16 protein-coding genes are annotated in these 23,425 nt (G+C 70.0%); 8 read left to right on the forward strand and 8 right to left on the reverse strand.

Translation table 11 applies throughout. The features are described from left to right. Nucleotides 1-126: 126 nt before the first annotated feature. The gene (locus tag LA521A_RS00235; RefSeq protein ID WP_281780413.1) at nucleotides 127-1,683 is read left to right on the forward strand and encodes a DNA recombination protein RmuC; all 1,557 of its coding nucleotides are present in this window, start codon (nucleotides 127-129) and stop codon (nucleotides 1,681-1,683) included. 110 nt (nucleotides 1,684-1,793) lie between these two features. Here the strand turns inward: LA521A_RS00235 and LA521A_RS00240 are convergent, their stop codons facing one another. The 6 genes from LA521A_RS00240 to LA521A_RS00265 all read right to left on the reverse strand — a co-directional run bounded on the left by LA521A_RS00240 (nucleotide 1,794) and on the right by LA521A_RS00265 (nucleotide 6,282). Further along, nucleotides 1,794-3,005 carry an MlaA family lipoprotein gene (locus LA521A_RS00240; RefSeq protein WP_281780414.1) on the reverse strand — a complete coding sequence of 404 codons (1,212 nt, stop codon included), beginning with the start codon at nucleotides 3,003-3,005 and terminating at the stop codon, nucleotides 1,794-1,796. Between the two features lie 153 nt (nucleotides 3,006-3,158). Next, nucleotides 3,159-3,434, reverse strand: coding sequence for an STAS domain-containing protein (locus LA521A_RS00245; protein ID WP_281780415.1), 276 nt, complete (start codon nucleotides 3,432-3,434; stop codon nucleotides 3,159-3,161). Nucleotide 3,435: 1 nt separating this feature from the next. Next, on the reverse strand, nucleotides 3,436-4,095 hold the full coding sequence (locus LA521A_RS00250) for an MlaC/ttg2D family ABC transporter substrate-binding protein (RefSeq protein ID WP_425494614.1): 660 nt from the start codon (nucleotides 4,093-4,095) through the stop codon (nucleotides 3,436-3,438). Nucleotides 4,096-4,100: 5 nt separating this feature from the next. After that, nucleotides 4,101-4,658 carry an outer membrane lipid asymmetry maintenance protein MlaD gene (mlaD, locus tag LA521A_RS00255; protein ID WP_281780417.1) on the reverse strand — a complete coding sequence of 186 codons (558 nt, stop codon included), beginning with the start codon at nucleotides 4,656-4,658 and terminating at the stop codon, nucleotides 4,101-4,103. An 86-nt stretch (nucleotides 4,659-4,744) separates the two neighbouring features. Next, complete coding sequence (locus tag LA521A_RS00260) at nucleotides 4,745-5,494, reverse strand: MlaE family lipid ABC transporter permease subunit (RefSeq protein ID WP_281780418.1); 750 nt, start codon at nucleotides 5,492-5,494, stop codon at nucleotides 4,745-4,747. After that, entirely contained in the window at nucleotides 5,494-6,282 is a 789-nt protein-coding gene (locus LA521A_RS00265; RefSeq protein ID WP_281780419.1) for an ABC transporter ATP-binding protein, read from the reverse strand. The genes LA521A_RS00260 and LA521A_RS00265 overlap by 1 nt, the downstream gene beginning before the upstream one ends. Before the next feature lie 235 nt (nucleotides 6,283-6,517). On the opposite strand from LA521A_RS00265, the gene recC reads away from it, so the two are divergent. From recC to recD, 3 genes are read left to right on the forward strand one after another with little or no spacing between them, the layout of a single operon-like run. Next, complete coding sequence (gene recC / locus LA521A_RS00270; RefSeq protein ID WP_281780420.1) at nucleotides 6,518-9,835, forward strand: exodeoxyribonuclease V subunit gamma; 3,318 nt, start codon at nucleotides 6,518-6,520, stop codon at nucleotides 9,833-9,835. Further along, on the forward strand, nucleotides 9,832-13,440 hold the full coding sequence (recB, locus tag LA521A_RS00275; protein WP_281780421.1) for an exodeoxyribonuclease V subunit beta: 3,609 nt from the start codon (nucleotides 9,832-9,834) through the stop codon (nucleotides 13,438-13,440). The genes recC and recB overlap by 4 nt, the downstream gene beginning before the upstream one ends. Then, the gene (gene recD, locus LA521A_RS00280; protein WP_281780422.1) at nucleotides 13,437-15,254 is read left to right on the forward strand and encodes an exodeoxyribonuclease V subunit alpha; all 1,818 of its coding nucleotides are present in this window, start codon (nucleotides 13,437-13,439) and stop codon (nucleotides 15,252-15,254) included. The genes recB and recD overlap by 4 nt, the downstream gene beginning before the upstream one ends. A gap of 72 nt (nucleotides 15,255-15,326) precedes the next feature. Here recD and LA521A_RS00285 read toward each other — a convergent pair whose 3' ends face one another. Together LA521A_RS00285 and LA521A_RS00290 are read right to left on the reverse strand one after the other, a co-directional pair. Continuing rightward, a complete protein-coding gene (locus LA521A_RS00285; protein ID WP_281780423.1) occupies nucleotides 15,327-16,097 on the reverse strand; it encodes a phytochelatin synthase family protein in 771 nt (256 codons plus the stop codon). 199 nt (nucleotides 16,098-16,296) lie between these two features. Then, entirely contained in the window at nucleotides 16,297-17,382 is a 1,086-nt protein-coding gene (locus LA521A_RS00290; RefSeq protein WP_281780424.1) for a LysR family transcriptional regulator, read from the reverse strand. A gap of 162 nt (nucleotides 17,383-17,544) precedes the next feature. Between LA521A_RS00290 and LA521A_RS00295 the strand changes: the two genes are divergently transcribed. From LA521A_RS00295 to LA521A_RS00310, 4 genes are all read left to right on the forward strand, one after another. Next, nucleotides 17,545-17,826 (forward strand): DUF2798 domain-containing protein, encoded by a 282-nt coding sequence (locus LA521A_RS00295; protein WP_281780425.1) that lies wholly within the window; start codon nucleotides 17,545-17,547, stop codon nucleotides 17,824-17,826. Then, nucleotides 17,823-18,851, forward strand: a complete 1,029-nt coding sequence (locus tag LA521A_RS00300) for an SDR family NAD(P)-dependent oxidoreductase (RefSeq protein ID WP_281780426.1) — start codon at nucleotides 17,823-17,825, stop codon at nucleotides 18,849-18,851. Before LA521A_RS00295 ends, LA521A_RS00300 begins: the two co-directional genes overlap by 4 nt. Next, nucleotides 18,848-20,041 (forward strand): efflux RND transporter periplasmic adaptor subunit, encoded by a 1,194-nt coding sequence (locus LA521A_RS00305; protein WP_281780427.1) that lies wholly within the window; start codon nucleotides 18,848-18,850, stop codon nucleotides 20,039-20,041. Before LA521A_RS00300 ends, LA521A_RS00305 begins: the two co-directional genes overlap by 4 nt. Before the next feature lie 134 nt (nucleotides 20,042-20,175). After that, on the forward strand, nucleotides 20,176-23,355 hold the full coding sequence (locus tag LA521A_RS00310) for an efflux RND transporter permease subunit (protein WP_281780428.1): 3,180 nt from the start codon (nucleotides 20,176-20,178) through the stop codon (nucleotides 23,353-23,355). Nucleotides 23,356-23,425: the final 70 nt, after the last annotated feature.

A 23,425-nucleotide genomic window follows, 5' to 3' on the forward strand; every position in this document is an offset into this window, starting at 1 on the left:
GGCGGACGGATGTTTCCGACGCCACGTCGCGGCGAATCCCGAACGTCGACCGCCGCCCCGTGTCTCACGACCTGAGACCGCGGCCGATACACTGCAAGTCGTACCAACCCGCAAGAGGCGCACACCATGGACACGCTGATCATCGCGGCAGGCGCCGTCATCGTGCTCATGCTGGTCTACGTCGCATGGCTGCTCACGCGGCTCGCGCGCGGCCAGGGCGAAGGCGCGGCGGCTGCCGAACTCTCCACGCTGCGCGAGGCCGAGCGCGCGAAGGCGATCGAGCTGTCCGCACTCCACGTGCGCCTGGCCGAACGCGATGCCGACATCGCCGCCGCGGCCGAGACCACGGCGCGCCTCGCGCAGGAACGCGAGGAGGCGATGGAACGCGCCGAACGCATGGGCACGTCGGCGCTGGAACTCGCCGCCAACCTTCGCGCGCGCGAAGCCGAACTGGGCGATGTGCGCACGCGGCTGGACGCCGAACTCGCCGAGCTGACGCGCCTGCGCGCCGAACTCGTGCAGCTTCGCGAGCGCACCGCGCAGGCCGAAGCCAACCTCGCCCACGCCGAGCAGGCCAAGGCCGAGATCAAGGGCTTCCTCGAGACCGCGCAGTCCAGGCTGTCGGCGACCTTCGCCGAACTCGCCGGCAAGACGTTCGAAGAGCGCGGCGCGCAGTTCGAAAGCAACGTGCGCACCGCGACGCAGCAGTCGAAGTCGGACATCGAGACGCTGCTCAAGCCCTTCGCCGAGCAGCTCAACGTCTTCCGAAACCGCGTGGACACGGTCTACGGCGAGGAAGCCAAGGAACGCGCCGCGCTCGCCGGCGCCGTCAATGAACTCAAGACGCTGAACCAGGACATGGCCGAACAGGCCTCCGCGCTCACGCGCGCGCTGAAGGGCAGCGCGAAGGTGCGCGGCGACTGGGGCGAGCTGATGCTGGAAAGCGTGCTGCGCGGTTCCGGCCTGGAAGAAGGCACGCACTACGACCGCCAGACCTCCAGCGAGGACGACGAAGGCCGCCGCCTGCGTCCGGACGTCGTCGTGCGCCTGCCCGGCGATCGCCGCATCGTCGTCGACAGCAAGGTGAACCTCATCGACTGGCAGCAGGCGATGAACGCCGAAACGCCGGAAGCGCACGAAGACGCACTGCGCCGGCACTCGGTCGCGCTGCGCCAGCACATGAAGGACCTCGCCGAAAAGAACTATCCCAAGGCCGTGGGCGACTCCGCGCTGGAAGTGACGGTAGCGTTCGTGCCGATCGAAGGCGCGCTGTCGGCGGCGCTCGGGACGGACGCCTCGCTGCAGACCGACGCCTTCGCCAAGGGCATCGTGTTCGCGTCGCCCAACACCCTGATGGCCGTGTTGCGCGTGATCGAGCGGCTGTGGACGCGCGACAAGGTGCAGCGCGAAGCCATCGAGATCAGCAAGTCGGGCGGGCTCCTGCTCGACGCGCTGCAGAACTTCCTCGCCGAGTTCGACCTGGTCGGAAGGAAGCTCACCGACGCGCATACCGCCTTCACCGATGCGCGCAGCAAGTTGTCCGAATCCCGCAACGCGGTGATTCCGCGCGCGCGACGGCTCGTGGAGCTGGGCGTCAAAGGCAAGAAGGCGCTGGCCGCCGAACTGGAACCGGAGGAGGCGATCCTCCCGCTCACGCTGGAGCGCACCGGTTCGGAGGAATAAACGCCGCGACGGACGTTGCGCACTTGCCGAAACCGCAAACGGCGTCCAACGAAAAAGCCCCGATGTCGCCATCGGGGCTTTTTGTTTGCGCGAGCCCTGATCGAGGCCGATCAGCCGCCGTCGGTCGGCATCACCGGCATCGCATCGACCGGCACCTGCGGGTTCGTGTCGTCCTGCAGGTAATCGGGCAGGTTGTCGGCGTCGTCGGCGTTCATGCGGTCGCCGAAGATCTGGTAGTCGCGGCGCTGCATCCACGCATCGCGCACGAGGGCGTAATCGTCCTCGGCGCCTTCGCGGAAGCTGTCCGTCGCCAGCAGCTGCGCACGCACGTCCACCAGTTGCAGGCCCTGCAGCGGAATGCGCACGCGATCGGCTTCCACCTGGCGAAGCGGACTCAGCGGCGCGTCGCCGACCATGCCAAAGCTGTCGCGCAGCGTGCGCGGCCCGAACAGCGGCAACTCGACGAAGCGCGAACGCTTCCAGCCCCACACGCCCAGCGTCTGGCCGAAATCCTCGCTCTTGTTCGGCAGCTTGGCGTCGGAAGCCGGATCGAAGATGCCCGCGATGCCCAGGGTCGAATTGAGCAGGAAGCGGCCCAGCGACTGCCCCGCCTGCTTCGGCTTGCCCTGGAGCAGCGCGTTGATCGCCGACACAGGCTGGCCGAGATTGTTGAAGAAGTTGCTGACGCCCAGGCGGAAAGGGCGCGGCACGACCTTCACGTACCCGCGCGCGAGCGGCCGCGCGACCGTGCGGTCGACGGCGTTGTTGAAGCGGTGCATGCCACGGTTGTAGCGCTCCCAGGGGTCGTAGACCTGGGGCGTCGGCGCGGGGGCGGGCAGCGTGGGATCGGCGAATTCCGGCCCATAGATGGCGTCGAAATCGCGCTCGGCCTGGGTCGGCTCGCCCTGTGCTGTCGTACCCGGTTCGGTGGACGTGGGCGGGACGTCGGTCGGCGGAATCTCCGTCGGCGGCGGGGCGTCGGGCGTCACCGGCTCCGTCGACGGCGTCGTCGCCGGCTCGCTGGGCGGCAGCGGCGGCGGAACCGGCTCGCTCGGCGGGGGCGTGGGCGTCGGCTGCGTTTCGGTCGGCGGCGGGGTCGCCGGGACGGCAGGCGGCTGGGATTCGACCGGCCGGCCGGTCTCGCCGTCGATGGTCGCCTGCACGCACTTGCGTGCCGCGGCCTTGTCGTCGCCGGCGGCCTTCATGCAGCGGTCGAATTCCGCTGCCTGCGCGCCCGAAAGCGGCCGCGTGAGGATCTGCGCCTGGCCGATCAGCGGCGCGGCGGCGAGCACGAGTGCGATGAGGGGTGCGTGGGGGCGCATGGTCGCAGAGGGAGCCTGTTCAGTGTCTCCATGTCGCCCGCGCCGGGACGGCGAACCTGCGGGGCAAGGAGAGTGAGGGAGTGTAAGTCGATACGTGACCGGGCGATGACGTCGTGGCCCGGGCCCGCGTACCGGCGAAGATCGGGACGCGTCTCAGCCGGCGAAGGCCAGCGCCGCGTCCAGCCGATAGGCGCGTCGCAGGTCCGCCAGGCCGGGCGGCGAGCCGATCACTTCGGAGATCCCCAGGCGCCCGCTGAGCTCGGCCAGCAGCGCGAGGCCCGCGCTGTCGACCGATTCCACGGCGCTCAGGTCGAGGCGGCGCGCCTTTGCCGCGCGCAGCTGCGACCACAACGAGGCGACGGCGGCGCGCTCAAGCACGCCGCCGAAGGCGAGGGTGTCACCGTCCTGGCGGACCGTCGCGGCGGCCATGTCAGTTCGTGGCGGCCTGCGCCTGCAGCTTGCCAGCCTTGATATCTGCGGCGACCTGCGGGATCGACTTCTGCTTCAGCGGCGCGTCGAACTGGTTGCGGAAGGTCTGCACGAAGCTGACGCCTTCCACCATCACGTCGAACACCTTCCACTGCGAACCGACCTTGCGCATCAGGTAATCGACCGGCACCGGCTCGTTGCCCTGGCGCAGGTACTCGCTCGACACCTTCACGATGGCGCCGCCGCGCAGCGGGGTTTCGGACTTCACGCGGACCTTCAGCTTGGTGTTGAGGTCCAGCAGCGAGGAACCGTAGCGCTGCATCAGGCTGTCGGCCAGCGCGTCGGCGAAGACCTTCACGTCCGCGTCGGACGCGCCGCGACCGTGCACGCCCAGCACGAGGCGGGCGGAGTAGTCGCGGTCGAACATGTTGTTGAACTCGCTGCCGATGAAGTCGCGCAGCGCGCCGCGGTTCTTCTGGAACTCGGCGCGGCGCGATTCCAGCGTCGCCAGGATGCGGGTGGAATTGCTCAGCACCAGCTGGCTGGGCGAGTCGGCGGCCGGCGTGGCGGCCGGCGCCGGCGCGGTCTGCGCGAGCACGGCGGCCGGGGCGGCCACGGCCAGCGCGGCGGCGATGAGGAGCGAAAGGGAACGGTTGGAAATGCGCGTCATGGCTTCTTGGTCTCGTCCGTGGGGGCGGATTCGCCTTGCAGATAATCGGGAAGTGCGGCGTCTTGGCCGTCGGTTTGTCCGGCATTGTCGGCGGGCTTTGCGCCACCGCCGCTGAACATGTACTTGCCCACCAGCTGGATCAGATCGACCGCCGATTGGGTCAGGTAAAGCTCGTCGCCGGGCTTCAGGTTTTCGGGGTCGCCACCCGGCGCGAGGTTCACGTAGCTCTCGCCCAGCAGGCCGCTGGTGAGGATGCTCGCTGCCGTGTCGGCCGGCAGCTTGTCGTAGCGCTTGTTGATCGCCAGGGTCACAACGGTGTCGAACTTGACGGGATCCACGTCGATCTTGTCGACATGTCCGATGGAGACGCCACCGATCTTGATCGGCGCGTTGGGTCGCAGCGCCCCGATCGTCGAGAAACGGGCGGTCAGCGGGTAGGTGTCGCCGCCTAGGCCCCAGCGACCGTTGGTCGAGGCGAGCGCCAGGACCAGCAGCGAGGCGAGCGCCAGCAGGAGGAAGGCGCCGACGGCGAATTCGATTCGGGGGGCACGCATAGGAAAGACCGGAATAGGGGATTGGGATGGGAGGGGAGCGGGGTGGGGCCGGATCACGAATCCCGGCTCCCGTCCCGGATCCCGACTCACCGGAACAGGAAAGCCGACATCACGAAATTGAACATCAGCACCAGCAACGAGGCGTTGACCACGGCGCGGGTGGTCGCCACCGAGGTGCCCTCGATCGTCGGCTCGGCGTGGAAGCCCACGTAAGCCGCCACCAGTGCCGCCGTGCCGCCGAACACCGCCGACTTCACGAAGGCCATCAGGAAGTCGTCGACGAAATCGACACTGTCCTTCAACACCTGCCAGAAGGTGCCCGCGTCCAGGCCGATGACGTGGACCGACTCGAAGTAGCTCGCGCTGATCGCCAGGCTGCAGAAGAAGCCCGTCAGCAGCGGCACGCAGAGCACCGCCGCCCAGAAGCGCGGCGCGACGGCCTTGCCGACCGGATCGATCGCCATGAGTCCAAGCGCGGTGATCTGGTCGGTGGCGCGCATCAGGCCGAGTTCGGCGGCGATGGAGCTGCCCGCGCGGCCGATGAAGAGCAGGGCGGTCAGCACCGGGCCGAGTTCCCGGTACAGGCCGAGGCCCAGCATCGCGCTGACCTGGGCCGTCGCGCCGTAGGTTTCCAGCGCGCGGTAGCCGAGCAGCGTCACCGAAAGGCCGACGAACGCGCCACCAACGGCGATGATCGGCAGCGACCGTGCGCCGATCTTGTAAATCTCACGAACCAGCTCGCGCCAGAAGTCGGCGGTCGGCCTGGAGGCCCGCAGGACGGACAACGAGAACAACCCGGCCCGACCGAGCGAGCGCGTGGCGGCAACGAACGGCATCAGGCGGCCTCCGAGGTGCGCGGCGCGGCGTCGAAGGCGATCGGGCCGTCCGGTTCCCCGTTGAGGAACTGGCGCACGAACGGGTCCTCGCTGGCTTCCAGCTGGGCCGGCGTGCCGGAGAAGACGATCCCGCCGTTCGCGATGACGATGGCGTGGTCGGCCACCGGCAGCGTTTCGTGCACGTGGTGGGTGACGACGATGCTGGTCAGCCCCAGCGTGTCGTTGAGGCGCTTCACCAGCTCCATCACGACGCCCGAGGCGATCGGGTCCAGGCCGGTCAGCGGCTCGTCGTAGATCATCAGCGGCGGATCCAGCGCCAGCGCGCGGGCCAGCGCGACGCGGCGCGCCATGCCGCCGGACAGTTCGCGCGGGTACGAAACGGCCACCGCGCGCAGGCCCACCGCGTGCAGCTTCATCAGCACCAGCTGGCGAATCACCGCGTCGGGCAGGTTGGTGTGCGCGCGCAAGGGCAGGGCGACGTTCTCGGCCGCGGTCAGGTCGGTCAGCAGGCCGTTGCCCTGCAGAAGCACGCCGATGCCCTTGCGAAGTTCGAGCAGCGCGCGACGTCCCTGCGGCACCGGCTGGCCGAACACCTCCACCGAGCCTGCGGCCGGTGCGAGCTCGCCGGTCAGCGCCGCGAGCAGCGTCGACTTGCCGCTGCCCGACGGCCCGAGCACCGCGACGATGCTGCCGCGCGGGACGTCCAGGCTGATGTCGCGCAGCACGGCGCGTCCGCCGCGATCGAGGCGGAGGTGGTTCAAGCGGACGATGGGCGCTTCGTTCGTCATGCGCGTGCGTGTTCGGCCGGCTGCCGGAAAGCGGGCAGGATGGCCGGTAAGGGCTGAACGGAACCGGGAAGGCGGGCATTGTCGCAGGTTCGTCGCACTTTGCCCGCCATGCCTTGCGGCACGGTGCATCGCGCGGCACGGCCATGATCGCGACGGGTTTTTGGGGCGGTCTTAATACGCGCGTCGGCGCGGCGCGTCTCGTCGTGCGCGACGCCGCTCCGGCAAGATAGCCGCGATGCCCGGCCGCTCCGACTTCCGCCTCTACCATTCCAACGCGCTGGACGTGCTGGGCGAACTGCTCGCCACGCAGCTGCGCGAACCCGTGCCCGGCCGGCCGCTGCTGACGCCCGACGTGCTGCTGATCCCGCAGGTGGCGATGCGCCGCTGGCTGCAGTCCACGCTCGCGCAGCGCCACGGGATAGCCGCGAACCTGCGGTTCCTGACGCCCGGCGAGTTCGTCCGCGAGACGCTCGATGCCAACGTGCCGGGCGCCAGCGAGGACCTCGACGCCGCCGCGCTGCAGTGGCGTCTGTACGCGCAGCTGACCGATCCTGCCGCCCTCGCGGGCCGCGCCTTCGCGCCGCTGCGCGCGTACCTGTCGGGCGACGACGCGCTCAAGCCGTGGGCGCTGGCGGGCGAACTCGCATCGATCTTCGAGAAATACCAGGCGTGGCGGCGCGACTGGCTGCTGGCCTGGGAAGCCGGCGACGCGCCGAACGACGCGCAGGCCGAACTGTGGCGCCGTGTCGCGGGCGGGCGTCGCCATCGCGCGCGCCGCATCGACGACTACCTCTCGCGCTTCGCCGCGCCCGACGCCCCGCTGCCGTCCGGCATGCCCGCGCGGCTGTTCGCCTTCGCCACGCTCAACATCTCGCCCGACGTGCTGCGCGTGATCGCCACGCAGGCGAGGGTGGGGACGCTGCATTTCCACGTGCCCACGCCGTCGCGCCGCTACTGGGGCGACCTGCCGACCTACGCCGAACGCCTGCAGCGCGATCCCGCCGAGCACGAGGACGAAAACCCGCTGCTGTCGAACTGGGGCGCGGCCGGACGCGATTTCATGGCGGTGCTCGGCGGCTACGAGGTCGTGCACCCGTCGGTGGAGGAGGAGCGCTACGCCGATCCCGAAGCGCTGCCCGACGACGCGCCCGATCGCGACAGCCTGCTCGGCCGCCTGCAACGCGACCTGTTGCACCGTCGCGCACCGCGACCGTGGCGAAAACAGGTCGATCGCGACGATCCCAGCCTCCAGGTCCACGCCTGCCACACGCGCCTGCGCGAAGTGCAGGTGCTGCACGACCGCCTGCGCGCGCTGCTCGACGACCCACGCTTCGACCCGCCGTTGCAGGCGCGCGAGATCGCCGTGCTCGCGCCCGACATCGATCCGTATCGACCGCACATCGAAGCCGTCTTCGGCGGACTGGCCGGCACGCGCGACTACATCCCGTACGCACTCGCCGACCTGAGCCCGCTCGCCGGCGAACCGCTGGCCGATGTTTTCCTGCGCCTGCTGGCGCTGCCGGACGCGCGCTTCGGCCTGAGCGAGGTGCTGGACCTGATCGCCACGCCCGCGCTGATGGACGCCGCCGGCCTCGACGCCGCCGGCCTGGAGCGCCTGCGCCTGTGGCTGCACGAAGCCGGCGCGCGCTGGGGCCTGGACCCCGACCATCGCGCGCGCCACGACGCACCGGCCGACGATGCGTACACGTGGCGGTTCGCGCTCGACCGCCTGCTGCTCGGGCATGCGACCAACGACGACGCCGATCTCGCGGGCGTCGCGCCGTGGACCGAACTGGAAGGCAGCGCGCTCGACGCGCTCGACGTGCTGATCCGCGTGCTGCGCGTGCTCGCGCGCAACGAGCGCGTGCTCGGCCGTTCGATGACGCCGGCGCAGTGGCGCGACGCGCTGTTCGCGTTGCTCGACGCGCTGCTGCCGGAGCACCCGCGCGCGGTCGCCGACCAGCGCGCGATCGAACGCCTGCGCCGCCACGTCGACGCCTTCGCGAAGAGCGCGCACGACGCCGGCTTCGACGAGGCCGTACCGCCGGACGTCGCCCGCGCCTACTTCCGCACCGCGTTGTCGGAATCCGACACGCGCGCGCCGCTGCTCACCGGCGGCGTCAGCTTCGCGCGCATGGTGCCGATGCGCCTGATCCCGTTCCGCGCGATCTGCCTGCTCGGCATGAACGACGGCGACTACCCGCGTCGCGATCCCGCCGGCGGCCTCAACAAGATGGCGCAGGAGCTGACCACGCCCGCGCGTCGCCACGGCGACCGCTCGCTGCGCGAGGACGACCGCTTCCTGTTCCTGCAGCTGTTCGCGTCGGCGGGCGAGGTGTTCTACGTCAGCTGGCTCGGCGCCGATCCGCGCGACGGCAGCGCGCGCGAACCGTCGGTGCTCGTGTCCGAACTGCTCGATGCCGCCGCGCATTACCACTTCGACGAAGACGCGCGCGACGCGCTCGTCCTGCATCACCCGTTGCAGCCGTTCTCGCCGCGCGCGTTCGGGCAGCGCGACGAGCCGCGTCATTTCAGCTATCTGGCGCCGTGGCATCCGGCGGCCGACGCCGTGCGCGGGCCACGCATCGACGCCGCGCCGTGGTTCGCCGACGCGCTCCCCGCCGTCGGCATGCCGGCCGAACTGCCGCTGGTCGCGCTGCGCCGTTTCCTGGTCGACCCGGCGGGGCAGTTCCTGCGACAGCGCATGGGCCTGCGCCTGCCGGACGAAATCGACGCCTACGACGACCTCGATCCGCTCACCGCGCCCGCGCGTGGGCTCGATCGCTGGAAGCTGCAGAACGTCGTTTTCGAAGCGTGCGTGGAAGGCGACACGGACGAGCTGGCCGCACGCCTGCGCGCCCGCGCGTTGTTGCCCTCCGGCCCGCTCGGCGAGCGCCAGCTCGTGGGTCTGAAAGCCCAGGTGCAGCCGTTCGCCACCGCGCTGCGCGAGTGGCGCGAGGGCGATGCGGACACGCGTGCGTTCGAACTCGACGTGGACGGCACGCGGCTCTACGGCCACCTCGACCGCCTCTATCCGCGCGGCGCGCTGCGCATGCGGCTGGATGCGCTGCACGGCCCGGCGCAGATCGCGCACGGCCTCGACTGGCTCATCCTCTCCGCCCTGGGCGACACGCGCCCGCTTGCGCAGCTCGCGCTATGGGACGACGGCCCCGGCGTGCGCGAACGGCCCGCGCTGTCCGTCGTGCAGGCGCGCGCCGCCTTGCGCGAACTGCTCGCGCTGTACCGCGAGGGCCTGCGCGAACCGCTGCCGATCCAGGCGCGATCCGCATATCGCTGGTATGCCGCGCCGCGTGCCGACGAGGCCGCCGAGCTGTCGGCATGGAAGCTCGCGCGCGAACAATGGGCCGGCAGCAACAACACCTGGGGCGATGCGAACAACGCCGCCGTGCAACTGGCGCTGCGCGGGCACGACCCGTTCGCGGGCGAGTTCGACGACCCCGACGGCGTGCGCTTCCGCGAGCTCGCCACGCGCCTGTTCGACGCGGTTGTGCACGGCCACGACATCGACGCGCGCACTGGAGCGGCCGCATGAGCGCCGTGCACGACGCCTTCCTGGACCTGCCGCTCGACGGCGTCCGCTTGATCGAGGCCAGCGCGGGCACGGGCAAGACCTTCACGCTCGCTACGCTGGTCACGCGACTGGTCATCGAACGCGGGCTGCGCGTCGGCCAGATCCTCGCCGTCACCTACACCGAAGCGGCCACGCAGGAGCTGCGCGAGCGCCTGCGCCTTCGGCTCGAACTCGCGGCCCGGCTCGCCAATGAAGTCGCGCTGATGCCCACCACGCTGGACGACGACAGCGAAGCGGCGGTGACGCGCACGCTGATCGAACGCCAAGCGCGCCGCGAGGATCCGCTCGCCCTCGCGCGCCGCCTGCGGCAGGCCGCGCGCGAGATGGACCTCGCCGCGGTGTTCACCATTCACGGCTTCTGTGCGCGCGCACTGGCCGAACACGCGGTCGAAGCCGGCCAGCCGCTGCTCGCGCCGGAACTCACCGGCAGCGAGCGCGAGCTGATCGACGCCGTCGCCACGGACCTGTGGCGGTCGCTCGGCAGCGACGCGGCCGATGCGGAGCTGCTGCAGCAGCAATGGCGCACGCCCGACGGGCTCGCCGGCGATCTCTACAAGCTGCTCTACGTGCCGCGCCTGCAGCCCGCGCCGCCGCCGGCGTCGCCGGATCCGCTGCGGCAACTGCTCGACGCCGCCGCCGCGTTGCGCGACGCGTTCGCCGCGCACGGCGAGGACGCCTGCGCCGCGCTGCATGCGGCCATCGAGAACAAGGTGCTCAACGGCACCAGCTACAAGTCCGCGCTGATCGACGACCTGCGCAATGCGTTGTCGCAGTGGTGCGGTAACGGCGATGCGTCGGCGCCGGTGCACGAAAAGCTCGACCGCCTCACGCCACGCATGCTGGCCGACAAGACCAACAAGCCGAAGAAGGGCGCGCCATTGCAGGCGCCGGTCTCGCCGTTGTTCGACGCGGTGGCGCGGTACCTGGACGCAGCGAACGCTCGCGAAACCTGGCTCGCATCGCGTCGCATCGCGCTCGTGCATCGCGTTCGCGACGCCGCCGCCAAACGGCTGGCAGCGATCAAACGCCTGCGCCGCGAGCAGACTTTCGACGACCTCATCGCCAACCTCGCCGATGCGCTCGACGGCCCGTACGGCGCGCGCCTCATCGAACGGCTGCGCGCGCAGTACGCGTTCGCGCTGGTGGACGAATTCCAGGACACCGACCCGCGCCAGTGGTCGATCTTCGAGCGCATCTTCGGCAGCGGCGACGAACCTGCGCTGTTCCTGATCGGCGACCCGAAGCAGGCGATCTACCGCTTCCGCGGCGGCGACGTGCACACCTATCTGGCCGCGGCCGAACGCGCGCAGCGCGCGCCGGCGCTGGATCGCAATTTCCGTTCCCGGCCGTCGGTCCTGCAGGCCATCGCGGCGCTGTACGAACGCGCGGGCGAGGCCGCATTCGTCGACGAACGCATCCGCTTCCGCGATGTCGAGCCCGGCGGTGCGGTGCAGGACGGCGACTTCCGCCGCGACGGAAACACCGCGCCCGCGCTGGACCTCTGCGTGCTGCCGCCGCCCGACGACGGACGCCGTAATTCGAAGTGGTATGTCGGCGAAGCGCGCCAGCTTGCGGCGCTTGCGTGCGTGACCGCGATCCATGGCCTGCTGTCGGACGCACGCGAAGGCCGCGCCGTCCTGCGCGAACGCGGCGCCGAACGTACGCCGCAATCGGGCGACATCGCGGTGCTCGTGCGCAACCACGGCGAGGCGACGCTGATGCGCGAAGCACTCTCGCGCGCCGGAATTCCCGCCGTGGCCGCCGGACGCCGGAGCCTGTTCTCGACCGAACAGGCGCGTGACGTGCTCGCGTTGCTCGAAGCACTGCTGCGTCCCGACGACGACGCGCGCCTGCGCGGCGCGCTCGCGACGATGCTGGTCGGCCTCGACGCGGACACGCTTGCGCGGTTCGACGAGGACGCGCAACTGCATCGCCACTGGCAGCTGCGCGCGCTCGCGTGGCGCGACCGCTGGCAGCGGCATGGGCCGCTCGCGATGCTCGGCGATGTCGCGGCCGAACACGCGCCGCGCCTGCTCGCGCAATCCGATGGCGAGCGGCGGCTCACCAACACGCTGCAGCTGGCCGAAGTGTTGCAGGAAGCCGACATCGAGGCGATCGGCGAGCACGGGCTGGTCGACTGGCTGCGCACGCGCATCGCCGAGGCCGACGACAGCGACGAGACGCAGCAGCTGCGCCTGGAATCCGACGCGCGCTGCGTGCAGATCCTCACGCTGCACAAGAGCAAGGGGCTGGAATACCCGTTCGTCTTCCTGCCGTTCGCCGCGATCGGGCGCGATGCGCGCAACGGCAACCTGTGCGAGTTCCACGACGGCGAGGGCCGCGTGCTGCAGCTGCGCAGCGAAGCGACCCCGGAGAACGCATCGGCCTGGAACGATGCGCGCATCCGGCATGAAAACGAAGAGCGCGGCGAGGACGCGCGCCTGCTGTACGTCGGGCTCACGCGCGCGCGGCATGCGCTGTGGCTGGCCACAGGCCCCTTCGCGAATACCGAGCTGAGCCCGCTGGAGCCGATGCTGCGCGACGTCCACGCGCTCGCCGAAGTGCTCGGGAATGCGATCGCAGTGCATCGGCCTTCGTTGCCGTTGCGTCTGCCCGATGCATTGACGCCCGAGCGTCGCGACGCGGTGCCCGTCGCGCGCGAGACGCGGCGCGCCGTGTCGCGCGACTGGTGGGTGTACAGCTTCACGCAGCTGGCCAACGAATCGCCGGGCACGATCGAAGCCGCGCCGCGTGCGGTGGCGGAGGAGGGCGGCGCGCAGGACGAACCGGCCGTGGTCGTGTTCGACGGCGATCCGCGGTTCGGCGGCAGCCGCTTCGGCAACGTGCTGCATTCGGTGCTGGAGCGCGTGGATTTCGGCGCGTGGTCGCATTGGCTCGACGCGGGCATGCCCGAAGGCGAGCGCCGGCATCTCGTCGATGCGCTGCACGGCGAAGGCTATGCGGACGAAGACATCGACGACGGCGTCGACGTGCTCGCGCCGCTGGTGGGCCACACGCTGACCGTTCCGCTGCCCGAAGGCGCGCGTCTGTGCGACGTACCCGTCGACGCGCGCCTGTCGGAAATGGAGTTCCACTTCGCGCTGGAATCCACGCCCGTCCCGCGCCTGCTCGCGCTGCTGCACGAACACGACGTGCTCACGCAGCGCCACGCGTTCGGCAATCGCCAGCGCCTGGAAGGCCTGATGACCGGCAAGATCGACCTCGTGTACGCGCACGACGAGCGCTACTTCGTGCTCGACTACAAATCCAATCGCCTGCCCGCGTACGACCGCGCGTCGCTCGCCGCGGCGATGGACGACAGCGAGTACACGCTGCAGGCGCTGCTGTATTCGCTCGCATTGCATCGCTGGCTGCGCTTCCGTCTTGGCGATGCGTACGACTACGACACGCACTTCGGCGGCATCCGCTACCTGTTCTGTCGCGGCCTCGATGCCGCGCGCGACGACTCGCCGGGCGTGCATGCGTGGCGGCCTGCGCGCGCGTTGATCGACGGCCTCGACGCGCTGTTCCGCCACGCGACGCACCGCGAGGAGGCGATGGCATGAGCCTGCTCGATGCCTTGCTGCGCCAGGGTGCGTTGCGACCGGTCGATCACGCGCTCGCTCAGAGCCTGCGCCGCCTCGGGCGCGAGGACGGCGATGCGGACGATCGGGTGCTCGTCGCCGCGGCGTTAGCGTCGTCGGCGATCGCGCATGGGCATGCGGGCCTGGATCTATCGCGTCCGGAACTGGTGTGCGATGCGAATGTCGAATGGCCCGACGCGGCGCAATGGCGCGACGCGCTGCAGGCCTCGCGCTGGGTCGCGCTGCCTTCGCGCGACGCCGCCGCCACGCAGGCGCCGCTGGTGCTGGAAGACAACCTGCTTTACCTGCGTCGATACCGCGAGTACGAACGCCGCCTCGCGATGAACCTGCGGCGGATCGCGTCGGCGTCGCCGGCCAAGGGCGATCTGGCGTCGCTGGCACCGCTGTTCGCCGCGCTGTTCCCCGGGGCGCGCGACACGGACCGGCAGGCACGCGCCGCCGCGCTCGCGCTGGTGCGTTCGCTGCTGCTGGTCACCGGCGGCCCGGGAACCGGCAAGACGACCACGATCACGCGCGTGCTGCTGTTGCTTATCGCGCAGGCCGCGCTCGATGGCCGGCCGCCGCCGCGCATCGCGCTCGCCGCGCCGACCGGCCGCGCCGCCGAGCGCATGGCCGAAAGCCTGCGCGCGGCGATCGCGCGCCTGCGCGACATCGAGGGCATCGAGGCGGCGTGGTGCGATGCACTGCCATCGTCCGCGAGCACGCTGCACCGCCTGCTCGGCACGATTCCCGACAGCCCGCGTTTCCGGCACGACGCCGATCATCCGCTGCCGTTCGACGCGGTCGTCGTGGACGAGGCGTCGATGGTCGACCTGCCGCTGATGTGCAAGCTCGTCGAAGCCGTGCCCGATGGCGCGCGGCTGATCCTGCTCGGCGACCGCGACCAGTTGCCGTCGGTCGAGGCCGGCGACGTGCTCGCCGCCATCACCGACGCCGCGGGCGAGGGCGACGCGTTGCCGGCGGAACTCGCGCGCATGCTGTCGCCGCTGCTGGGCGCGTTGCCCGAACGCGACGACGAGGGCGTGCTCGCGGGCCACCGCGTGCAGTTGCAGCGTGGCTACCGGCAGGCGCAATCGCTGGAGCTGGCGCCGCTCGCCGATGCCATGCGCACCGGCGATGCGGAGCGCGCAACGCAACTGCTGCGCGAGGGGCTTGCGGGCGTGAGGTTCCACGAGGACGTGTCCGATCCGTTGTCGGGTTCGTCGCGCGAGACGTTGCTCGCGCCGTGGCGTGCCCTGATGTCGCTGACCGATCCCGCGCAGGCGTTGCAGCAGGCGCAGGCGTTGCGACTGCTCACCGCGTTGCGTGAAGGCGCGCAGGGTGCGGCGGCGTTGAACCAGCGCATCGAGGACGCGCTCGCCGGCGTGCAGCGCGATCCGTACTTCCACGGCCGGCTGTTGCTGGTCACCGAAAACAGCTATCGCCACGGCCTGTTCAACGGCGACATCGGCGTGGTGCAGCGCGACGCGGCAGGCGTGCCGGTCGCGTGGTTCGCCGGTGCCGATGGCGTGCGCGGCTTCCATCCGGCGTCGCTACCGGCGCACAGCGGTGCGTTCGCGATGACGGTACACAAGGCGCAGGGTTCGGAGTTCGACACCGTCTGGCTGCTGCTGCCGAAGCAGGATGCGCGGACGTTGTCGCGTGAGCTGCTCTATACCGGCGTCACGCGCGCGCGCCGCGAGTTGCATGTGTGCGCGAGCGAGGGCGTGTTGCAGGCGGCGCTGGCGCGGCACGCGCAGCGCGTGTCCGGGCTGGCGGCGCGCTTGCGGGCCTAGTTCGTTTGTAGCCCGGGTAAGCGCAGCGCACTCGGGGGGCGCGTTATTACGGCATCACCTGCGTGCGCCCACTCAATCGGCGCTCGCCAACGTCGCGCCCGCGGTCAACGCATCCGGCCCCGTGCCGTCGCCGTGCATGACCAGGTAGCCGCGCGTGATCGTCGTATCCGGGTTGAGCGGCGCGCGCATCGCCTTCCACATCGCCTCGGTCTCGACCCACGTCGGCGGGTATTTGTGCGCGGCGACGTCGAGCACCAGCACGCGGTCGCTGGTTTCGTCGTAGGCGGCGATCGGCGAGATGTGCCCCATCGGCGCCTGCCCGAGTTCGCTGCGCTGGTAGTTCACCAGCAGGTAGTCGCCTTCGTTGGCGAGGTTGGCGCGCACCGCATCGCGGAATTCGTCGACGCTGGAGGCCGATGCATACGTGACGCTCACCCGCGCGCCGTGCGCGCGCAGCAGGGCGGCGAAGTCGTCCAGCGACATGCCGATCACGCTCACCTTCAACGGGTGCATGCGCACGCCGGGACTGTCGAACAGTCGCGATTGATCCATCGGCGTGGGCGTCGTGCGCGCGGCGTTGAGCGTGGTCAGCGCGCTTGCCACGCCGCAGAACGCGCGGCGCGTCTGCGGCACGAAATGCGTCATCAGCGAATCGAAATCCGCGGTGGCTTCGGCACGCGCGAGCAGCTTCTGGCCCGCGGCCGAATCCAGCGCGATCAGGTGCGTCGGCATCGGTTGCGGTTGCGCGGCGGGCATGCGCAGGTATTTGTTCCAGGCCGCGCCGCCGGCGATCGCGAAGGCGAGTGCGGCGGTGGCGGCCAGTCCGGCGAGGATGCGTTTCATGGCGGCTCTTCGATGGCGGACGCGTTCCGCGCGTCGGCGACGCCATCTCCGTGGCCCACGCAGCAAAGCGCTGCCGCTATGAAGTCGTGGTGAAGTCGCTGAACGTGCGGCGCGAAGGCGAAAACGGCACGCCTGCGCGTGCCGTTTCCTTCCCATCGTTCCCCATAAACGGCGCGACATGCGCACCGCCCTGGCGCGATTACATCGCCGGGTCGTCGCCTTCGTGCGCGCTTGCAGCGACGGGCTCCTCGACCTTCGCCTTGCGCTTGGCCTTCGCCTCCGGCTGCTTGGCGACCTTCGCCAGCTCGGCGCTGATCGCGTCCGCCGCGGCCTGTTCGGCCGCCTTGTAGCGCGCGCGCACGTTCGGGCAGAGCACCTGCATGTAGTCGGCATCGAAGTTCAGGCGTTCGACCAGGAAATCGACGAACGCGCGCACCTTCGGCGACTGCACGCGGCCGCGCGGGAACACGGCGTTGAACTCGTAATCCGGGCCGGTCCAGCCGGCGAGCACACGCTGCACGTAGCCCTGTTCGGCATACGCCTTCACGGTGACGTCGGCGGCGAGCATCAGGCCTTCGCCGCACAGCAGCGCGCCGCACAGCGGGCCGGGATCGTTCGCCACCAGCACCGGATCGACGCGGTAATCGACCGTGCGCGTCCCGTCGCTCAGCGGCCAGAAGAACTGGCCGTTACGTCGCGCCTTGGACGGCGCGACGGTGCGGTGGTGCACCAGGTCGTCCGGATGCAGCGGTTCGCCGTGCCGCGCGATGTAGCCCGGGCTCGCGTAGACCTGCGTGCGGAACGTCGCGAGCTTGCGCGCGATGAGGTTGGAATCGGGCAGGCTGCCCACGCGCAGGGCGACGTCGAGTTCCTTGTCGATGATGTCGACCTGCTCGTTGGTCAGCACCATTTCCACGCGCACTTCGGGATGGCGCGCGTGGAACTCGCCCAGCAGCGGCGCGATCCACGTGATGCCGACCGAGTACGGCGCGGTGAAGCGCAGCCAGCCGCGCGGGCCGCCCTGCAGCTGGCCGACGGCGCTTTCGGCTTCGTCGAGTTCGCGCGAGATGCGCTGGCAATGTTCGAAGTAGATGTTGCCCGCCTCGGTCAGGCCGAGCTTGCGGGTCGTGCGGTGCAACAGCTGCGCACCGAGGCGGGTTTCCAGTTCCTGCACCTTGCGGCTGACCGTGGTCTTGGGCAGCTGCAGGGCGCGGGCGGCGGAGATGAAACTTCCGTGCTCGACCACCTTGACGAAGATCAGGGTGTCGTTGAGATCGCGGGCCATGTGGGGGTTCCTTGCGCGCGGCGGGGAAGGGGAGAGACAAGCCGGGCAAACCGTCCGGCTGCTTTTGGACCGATGACGGGACAATTATTCCCTCCAAATCGGACTAATCAAGTGCCAATTGGGCGCCTAACCTTTGCGGCAACTTCCCCCGGTCCCGCCGCCATGCTGACGCCCCGCCAAGCCCGATACGCCTTCCTGCCGGCCATGCTGGTGGCGATGGTGGTCCTGATCGGCGTCGCGCTGGTCGTGCTCCAGCAAGGCCTCGCGGCCGGTCCGGACGAGTTCTGGATGCTCGCCTGGGTGCTCGCCTTCGTGCTGGCCCTGCCCGGCGCGATGCTGCTCCTTCCGGTGGTCGGTGCGGTGCTTCGTGCGGCTACCCGGCACGAGACCGTCCCGCTGGCGGGAGGAAAAATCCCGAATCCGGGACAGTGGGGTCGCCGGTGAACGCCACCGCGTCCCGTCCTTCGGCCCAGAACGCCGGGCAAAACCGCCGGATCGCCCGCGCCGCCGTGGTGGTGCTGGGCGCCACCGGCGGGGTCGGCCGCGGCGTCGTGGAGGCCGCGCTGGCCAGCGGCCGGCCGGTGATCGCGGTCGCCCGCGACAAGTCCGGCCTGCAGTGCCTGCGCGGGCAGTTCCCCGAGGCCGACCTGAGCATCGTGCCCGGCTCGGTCAGCAGCGACGGCGACGGCGAGCGCCTGGCGCGCACGCTGCGCAAGCTCGGCCGGCCGATCGATGGCGTCGTGGCCGCGGTCTGCGGCAGCGCCTCGCGCGGTCGCCTGCTCGACCATCCCGCCGCGTTCCTGCGCCAGACGCTGGACGACGACCTGCTTCCCCACCTGGCCGCGGCGCGCCACCTGCTGCCGCTGCTGTCGCAGGCCGGCCGCACCGGCACCTACGTGCTGATCGGCGGTCCGGGCGCGGATCGCCCATGGGCCGGCTACGGCCACCGTTCGATCGCCACCGCCGCGCTGCGCATGCTCGCGCGCGTGCTGCACGAGGAAGCCCGCACGCTCGGCGTCCGCGTGCAGTTGCTGGCGATCGACAGCCCGGTGTGCACCGATCTCAACCGCGCGCACGCGTGCGAACAGTGGCCCAGCGCGCTCGCCGTCGGGCAGCGTGCGCTGGCGCTGATCAACGCGCTGAGCGAGACCGGCGACGGCACGCAGCCGGCCGACGCGGTCGTGCCGTATTCCAAAGTGAGCTTCTGGCCGGCGCCAGCCGACGATTTCGCGCGCGATGTCACGGCCGATGTCGATTGGCCGTCCCCTGCTTCGACGATTCAACAGGACCGAGGCCACGACGACGCGCCGGCATGCGGCCCGGCGAAGGCGCAGGCGATGCAGGACGCGCCTGGGGTCGGACTACTGCCATCACGTTGTCTACAGGACGCGCGCACGCTGCTCCGGAACCTGATCGCTCCGCATCACAACGCAACACATAACAACAACAACCAGGAAGACTCGCCATGACCCCACGCAAAGCACTCGCCCGGTCCGGAACCGGGATACCCACCCTCGCACTGGCGACCAGCCTGCTCGTCGCCGCCATCGCCACGGCGTGCAGCAGCCAGGCCGAGCCGGGCGCGGGCATGCCGCCGCCGCCGGAAGTCAGCGTCGCGCAGGTGCTCAACAAGGACGTCAGCCGCTGGGACGAATTCACCGGCCGCGTCACCGCCATCGAAACGGTCGAACTGCGCCCACGCGTGTCCGGCTACGTGCAGCAGGTCGCCTACCAGGAAGGCCAGGAAGTGAAGAAGGGCGACCTGCTCTTCGTCGTCGACCCGCGCCCGTACAAGGCGCGCCTGGCCCAGGCCGAAGCCGACCTCGAACGCGCCCGCGCCGAAGCCCGCCTCGCGCAGATGCAGGACAAGCGCGCGCAGACGCTGGTCGAAGCCAAGGCGATCTCGCGCGAGGAGTTCGAGACGCGTCGCGCCGCGAGCACGCAGGGCAATGCCGCCGTGCGCGCCGCCGAGGCCGCGCTCGACAACGCCCGCCTCGACCTGCAGTTCACTTCCGTGCGCTCGCCGATCAACGGCCGCGCCGGTCGCGCGCTGGTGACCGAGGGCAACCTCGCCACCGCCGACTCGACGCTGCTGACCACCGTCGTCTCGCAGGATCCGATCTACGTGTACTTCGAATCCGACGAGCAGAGCTTCCTGCGTTACCAGGAGCTGGCCCGCAAGGGCGAGCGCGCCGAGACGAAGAACCCGGTGCGCGTCGGCCTGGCCAGCGAGCAGGGCTACCCGCACGAGGGCACGGTGGACTTCGTCGACAACCAGGTCGATCCGAGCACCGGCACCATCCGCGCGCGCGCCGTGCTGCGCAACCCGGACCGCATCTTCACCCCGGGCCTGTACGCACGCGTGCAGTTGCAGGGCAGCGGCCAGTTCAAGGCGATGCTCATCGACGACAAGGCCGTGCTCACCGACCAGGACCGCAAGTACGTCTACGTGCTGGGCGAGAAGAACGCCGCCACGCGCAAGGACGTGAAGCTCGGGCCGGTGATCGACGGGCTGCGTGTCGTGCAGTCGGGCCTGGCGCCGACGGACAAGGTGATCGTCCACGGCGTGCAGAAGGTGTTCTTCCCCGGGATGCCGGTGCAGCCGAAGGTCATCGCGATGGGCGCCCCGGCGCCGCAGCCGCAGGTGGCGATGAAGTAACGGCGTGAGCTGACGCAAGAAAGCTCCTCCCCGCGAAAGGGGAGGAGTCCGAAGCAGAAACACCGACTCAGGCGATGCGCGTAACCGCATCGCCCAGGACCGTTGCGGCCTCGCGCCGCACAAGGAACCTTTCCATGGACTTTTCAAAGTTCTTCATCGACCGGCCGATCTTCGCCGCGGTGCTGTCGATCGTGATCTTCGCCGCCGGCCTGATCTCGATCCCGCTGCTGCCGATCGGCGAATACCCCGAAGTCGTGCCGCCTTCGGTGGTGGTGCGCACCGTGTACCCGGGCGCCAACCCGAAGGTCATCGCCGAAACCGTCGCCACGCCGCTGGAGGAATCCATCCGCGGCGTGGAAGGCCTGATGTACGTCAAGTCGGTCGCCAGCTCCGACGGCGTGCTGCAGATCACCGTGACCTTCCGTCCGGAAGTGAACGCCGACGAGGCCACCGTGCGCGTGCAGAACCGCGTCAGCCAGGCGCTGGCGCGACTGCCCGAGGACGTGCGCCGCCAGGGCGTGACGACGCAGAAGCAGTCGCCGGTCTTCCTGATGGTCGTGCACCTGACCTCGCCCAGCGGCAAGTACGACACGCTGTACCTGCGCAACTACCTGCGACTGCACATCAAGGACCAGCTGGCCAGCATCCCCGGCGTCGGCGAAGCGCAGCCCTTCGGTGGCGGCGACTACGCGATGCGCCTGTGGCTGGATCCGGACAAGGTCGCCTCGCGCGGCATGACCGCCAGCGACGTCCTGCGCGCCGTGCGCGAGCAGAACATCCAGGTCTCCGCCGGCCAGCTCGGCGCCGAACCGATGCCCAACGGCTCGCAGTTCCTCACGCCGATCAACGCGCGTGGCCGCCTGGAAACGCCGGAAGAGTTCGGCAACATCGTGCTCAAGGGCGGTGAGGGCGGCGAAGTGGTGCGCCTGTCGGACGTCGCGCGCATCGAGCTCGCCGCCGGCGACTACACCATGCGTGCGCGCCTGGACGGCCAGAACGCCGCGGCCATCGGCATCTTCCAGGCGCCGGGCGCGAACGCGTTGCAGATCCGCGACGAGGTCATCCGCCGCATGGACGAGGCGTCCAAGCGCTTCCCGCCGGGCATCGAGTACAAGTCGATCTACGACACCACGATCTTCGTGCGCGACTCGATCAAGTCCGTGGTGACCACGCTGCTGGAAGCCACGCTGCTGGTGGTGCTGGTGGTGATCCTGTTCCTGCAGACCTGGCGCGCGTCGATCATCCCGCTGATCGCGGTGCCGGTGTCGGTGGTGGGCACGTTCGCCGCGCTGTACCTGCTCGGGTTCTCGATCAACACGCTGACGTTGTTCGGGCTGGTGCTCGCCATCGGCATCGTGGTGGACGACGCGATCGTCGTGGTCGAAAACGTCGAGCGCCACATCGAGGACGGCCATTCGCCGCTGGAAGCGGCGCACATGGCGATGCGCGAAGTGTCCGGCCCGATCATCGCGATCGCGCTGGTGCTGTGCGCGGTGTTCGTGCCGATGGCGTTCCTGTCGGGCGTGACGGGCCAGTTCTACAAGCAGTTCGCGGTGACCATCGCCATCTCGACGGTGATCTCGGCGATCAACTCGCTGACCCTGTCGCCGGCGCTGGCCGCGCGACTGCTCAAGCCGCACGGCGCGCCGAAGGATTGGCTCAGCCGTGGCATCGAACGCGGCTTCGGCTGGATCTTCCGTCCGTTCAACCGCTTCTTCGGCACGGCCGCGGAGCGTTACCAGAACAGCGTCGGCAAGGTGCTGGGCCGTCGCGGCGCGGTGTTCGCCGTGTACGCGGGCCTGCTGCTCGCCACGGGCCTGATGTTCCAGCTCGTGCCGCGCGGCTTCGTGCCGGTGCAGGACAAGAGCTACCTCATCGCCGGCATCAAGATGCCGGAAGGCTCCTCGATCGAGCGCACGGACGCGGCGCTGAAGAAGATCGGCGAGATCGCGATGGCCATCGACGGCGTGCAGAACGACGTCGCGTTCCCGGGCCTGAACCCGCTGCAGTTCAGCAACACGCCCAACTACGGCGTCACCTTCATCAACCTCAAGCCCTTCGGCCAGCGCACGCGCAGCGCCGAGGAAATCAACGCCGAACTCAGCCAGAAGATCTCCGCGATCCAGGAAGGTTTCGCCTTCTCGCTGCAGCCGCCGCCGATCCAGGGCCTGGGCAACGGTTCGGGTTACTCGCTCTACATCGAGGACCGCGGCAACCTGGGCTACGGCGCGCTGCAGAGCGCCGTGCAGGCCTTCCAGGGCGCCGGTTCGCAGACGCCGGGGCTGGGCTTCCCGAACTCGAGCTACCAGGCCAACGTGCCGCAGCTCGACGCCGAGGTCGACCGCGTGAAGGCCAAGGCCCAGGGCGTGCCGCTGACGGAGCTGTTCGACACGCTGCAGACCTACCTGGGCTCGGCGTACGTCAACGACTTCAACATGTTCGGCCGCACGTGGCAGGTGGTGGCGCAGGCCGACGGCCCGTTCCGCGACAGCGTCGAGGACATCGCGAACCTGCGCACGCGCAACGATCGCGGCGAGATGGTGCCGATCGGTTCGATGGTGAAGGTCACCGAAACCTTCGGCCCCGATCCGGTGATCCGCTACAACGGCTATCCGGCGGCGGACATCCTGGGCGAAGCCGACGTGAACCAGCTGTCCTCCGCGCAGGCGATGGTGAAGCTGGAAGAACTGGCGAAGAACGTGCTGCCCAACGGCATGGACATCGAGTGGACGGACCTGAGCTACCAGCAGGCCACGCAGGGCAAGGCGGCGCTGATCGTCTTCCCGCTGGCCGTGCTGCTCGCCTTCCTCGTGCTCGCGGCGCTGTACGAAAGCTGGACGCTGCCGCTGGCGGTGATCCTGATCGTGCCGATGTGCATGCTCTCCGCGCTGCTCGGCGTGTACCTGACCGGCGACAACAACGTCTTCGTGCAGGTAGGCCTGGTGGTGCTGATGGGCCTGGCGTGCAAGAACGCGATCCTGATCGTCGAGTTCGCCCGCGAGCTGGAAATGCAGGGTAAGGGCATCGTCGAAGCCGCGCTGGAAGCCTGCCGCCTGCGCCTGCGCCCGATCGTCATGACGTCGATCGCGTTCATCGCCGGCACCGTGCCGCTGGTGCTCTCGCACGGCGCCGGCGCCGAAGTCCGCCAGGCCACGGGCATCACCGTGTTCTCCGGAATGATCGGCGTGACGCTGTTCGGCCTGTTCCTGACGCCGGTGTTCTACGTCGCGCTGCGCAAGCTGGCCGGCACGCCGCTGGTGAGCCACGGCACGTCGACAGTCACTTCGCACACGACGGCGACGACGCACGCCTGACCACGACCCGCGCCGGCACGGCCTCCGACGTGCCGGCGCATCCCTTTCGAATTCCGCGCACTTCGCGCGA

The sequence above is a fragment of the Lysobacter auxotrophicus genome (assembly GCF_027924565.1).
Taxonomy (GTDB): domain Bacteria; phylum Pseudomonadota; class Gammaproteobacteria; order Xanthomonadales; family Xanthomonadaceae; genus Lysobacter_J; species Lysobacter_J auxotrophicus.

Excerpts from the sequence above, each read along its gene's own strand:
- LA521A_RS00295 (WP_281780425.1), top strand. The coding sequence starts at position 17,545 with ATGCTGACGCCCCGCCAAGCCCGATACGCCTTCCTGCCGGCCATGCTG.
- LA521A_RS00260 (WP_281780418.1), bottom strand. The coding sequence starts at position 5,494 with ATGCCGTTCGTTGCCGCCACGCGCTCGCTCGGTCGGGCCGGGTTGTTC.
- LA521A_RS00285 (WP_281780423.1), bottom strand. The coding sequence starts at position 16,097 with ATGAAACGCATCCTCGCCGGACTGGCCGCCACCGCCGCACTCGCCTTC.
- LA521A_RS00290 (WP_281780424.1), bottom strand. The coding sequence starts at position 17,382 with ATGGCCCGCGATCTCAACGACACCCTGATCTTCGTCAAGGTGGTCGAG.
- LA521A_RS00265 (WP_281780419.1), bottom strand. The coding sequence starts at position 6,282 with ATGACGAACGAAGCGCCCATCGTCCGCTTGAACCACCTCCGCCTCGAT.
- recB (WP_281780421.1), top strand. The coding sequence starts at position 9,832 with ATGAGCGCCGTGCACGACGCCTTCCTGGACCTGCCGCTCGACGGCGTC.
- LA521A_RS00245 (WP_281780415.1), bottom strand. The coding sequence starts at position 3,434 with ATGGCCGCCGCGACGGTCCGCCAGGACGGTGACACCCTCGCCTTCGGC.
- LA521A_RS00305 (WP_281780427.1), top strand. The coding sequence starts at position 18,848 with ATGACCCCACGCAAAGCACTCGCCCGGTCCGGAACCGGGATACCCACC.
- LA521A_RS00235 (WP_281780413.1), top strand. The coding sequence starts at position 127 with ATGGACACGCTGATCATCGCGGCAGGCGCCGTCATCGTGCTCATGCTG.
- LA521A_RS00310 (WP_281780428.1), top strand. The coding sequence starts at position 20,176 with ATGGACTTTTCAAAGTTCTTCATCGACCGGCCGATCTTCGCCGCGGTG.
- mlaD (WP_281780417.1), bottom strand. The coding sequence starts at position 4,658 with ATGCGTGCCCCCCGAATCGAATTCGCCGTCGGCGCCTTCCTCCTGCTG.
- LA521A_RS00240 (WP_281780414.1), bottom strand. The coding sequence starts at position 3,005 with ATGCGCCCCCACGCACCCCTCATCGCACTCGTGCTCGCCGCCGCGCCG.
- recD (WP_281780422.1), top strand. The coding sequence starts at position 13,437 with ATGAGCCTGCTCGATGCCTTGCTGCGCCAGGGTGCGTTGCGACCGGTC.
- recC (WP_281780420.1), top strand. The coding sequence starts at position 6,518 with ATGCCCGGCCGCTCCGACTTCCGCCTCTACCATTCCAACGCGCTGGAC.